2 protein-coding genes are annotated in these 1,902 nt (G+C 64.5%); both read left to right on the top strand.

The genetic code is table 11. The features are described 5' to 3' along the window. On the top strand, positions 1-795 hold a 795-nt coding region (locus ABYB95_RS22655), incomplete at its 5' end, for a hypothetical protein (RefSeq protein WP_372662341.1). A gap of 732 nt (positions 796-1,527) precedes the next feature. Further along, complete coding sequence (locus ABYB95_RS22650; RefSeq protein WP_372662338.1) at positions 1,528-1,836, top strand: DUF736 domain-containing protein; 309 nt, start codon at positions 1,528-1,530, stop codon at positions 1,834-1,836. The last annotated feature ends 66 nt before the right edge of the window (positions 1,837-1,902 follow it).

Below are 1,902 nucleotides of genomic sequence, written 5' to 3'. Positions count from 1 at the left end.
TGCGTAATCGGCAGTCATCGACCATGCACAAAGGAATTTGGCATGTCTGATTCGACATTCTTCGTCTCCAAAGCGGCGCTGCGCAATCTCAAGCACAGTGCCCAGCACCGCGTGAGCGGTGTCCCTTCCGCCCATCTCAGTGAAGCCCTCGCGTCGGCGCTCGGGTTCCGGACATATGCGGCGCTTCGCGCTGCGCTGGACGGTCGCGTCACCGTTGAGGTACCCAAGCCCAGCAACGCACGCATGGTGCGCCGGCTCCAGGAACTGGGCTACAACGCCATGCCGGATCTGCGCCTGGTCCCAGAGTTCGAACACTCGTACTCGCCCTTCCGCAACTTCCCGCTGAGCAAGAAGCGCAGTGTGCGCTGGATGGGCTGGCGCAACCTGATGGTCGCCGCCATCAATGCCGGCCTGGAACAACGACTGTTCGGCCTAGAGCCCAGCGACAACTGGTGGCCCGGCGGCAACCCGCACAGCCAGCTCTGCAAGCGGCACGTCTACCGCGTCGAGATTGAGGACGGCCATACAGCCGTGGCCAGCGTGAATGCCATCAGCGGCGACGAGCTGTCGATCAACGTGGTGCTCGACCCGCGGCATGAGGGCATTGAGCCCGACCGATTCAATGGTCTGCGCGATGGCGATGCCCATGCACACGCCTGGGTGGAGCGCCGCCTGGGCGCGTGGGTTCAGGACGGTGGAGAGGACTTTTCCTGCAAACGGGCGGTCCAGCCCTGGCTGGCTCAACTGAAGATCGACACCAAGGGCTACTCGGACCAGGGCAGCTTCTTCATGTGACTTTGGTGACGGTGAATCCCGGGGCCGGGCGTGTCGGCGCACTGCGCCGACAGGCTCTCGGGCTGCGCCCCGTGCCGTCATAGCCGTCACGGCCCTTCGGCTTCGATCCTTCACGCCTGCGCGCTCCGCTTGCCTGTGCGGGCCGGAAGGGTTCGTGCGCCGGCATCCGGCCCTGCATCACCTCGCCATATGAGCCGGGTGCTACGCCTTTGCTCGCTGCGCTGGGTTGCTTGGCATGCAGTCTTCCCTCACGCTGGCGGGCAGATCGCTGGGTGGTGTCACAGACCGCAAGGTGTTGGCACCGTCCAGGTTGAACTTGGCAGGCGACGCGCAATGCAAGGCGCTGAGTGGGTGCAGCAGCGACTTCTCGCTTCGTTGCGACTCTGACCAATGGCGCAAAGGCGATGGCAGATGCAGTCTCACCGCGGAAGTGGTGAACGTGCTCGGCCATGAACCTTTCGAGAAAGGTGCGTCCCAGGCGTCCTTGTCTCGTTGTGAATCCTGGCGAGGTCGCGGCTTCGCCTCGGGCTTGATGGCCGCAACCGTACGGCCCAAGAAATTTCCCCTCCGCTGCGCGGATTCCTCGCGAGGCAAATTTCCCGTGTCTGCCGGTCCTCCACGCTGTTGCGGCCCCTTCGCTGCGCTGCGGGGTGCGGCCCGCCCGTCCCCCGCCTGACGGATCACAACAAGGACGCGATGGGCGCGACCTTGGCAACCCGAAAGGAAATCATCATGGCCAACATCGGCACCTTCACCGCTCAGAACGACGGCTTCATCGGCACCGTTCGCACCCTCACGCTCAACGCCAAGGTCAAGTTCGTTCGCAACGACAAGGGCAGCGAGAACGCCCCCGACTACCGCATCCAGGCCGGCACCGGTTACGACATCGGCGCCGCCTGGAAGAAGGTCAGCCAGTCCGAACGCCCCTACCTCTCGGTGACGCTGGACGACCCCTCTTTCCCGGCCACCATCTACGCCCGCCTGATCGAGGAAGAGGACGGCACGCACAACCTGATCTGGTCGCGCAGCAAGGGCGACTGATGGTCGCCCAGCGCCCCGCCTTGGGCGGGGCGCTTTCCTTCTGCCGGTCCGCTACTTCAACAGATC

The organism is Hydrogenophaga sp. (assembly GCF_041633695.1).
Taxonomy (GTDB): Bacteria; Pseudomonadota; Gammaproteobacteria; order Burkholderiales; family Burkholderiaceae_C; genus Hydrogenophaga.
This window is presented reverse-complemented; position numbering and strand designations above follow the sequence as displayed.

Excerpts from the sequence above, each read along its gene's own strand:
- ABYB95_RS22650 (WP_372662338.1), top strand. The coding sequence starts at position 1,528 with ATGGCCAACATCGGCACCTTCACCGCTCAGAACGACGGCTTCATCGGC.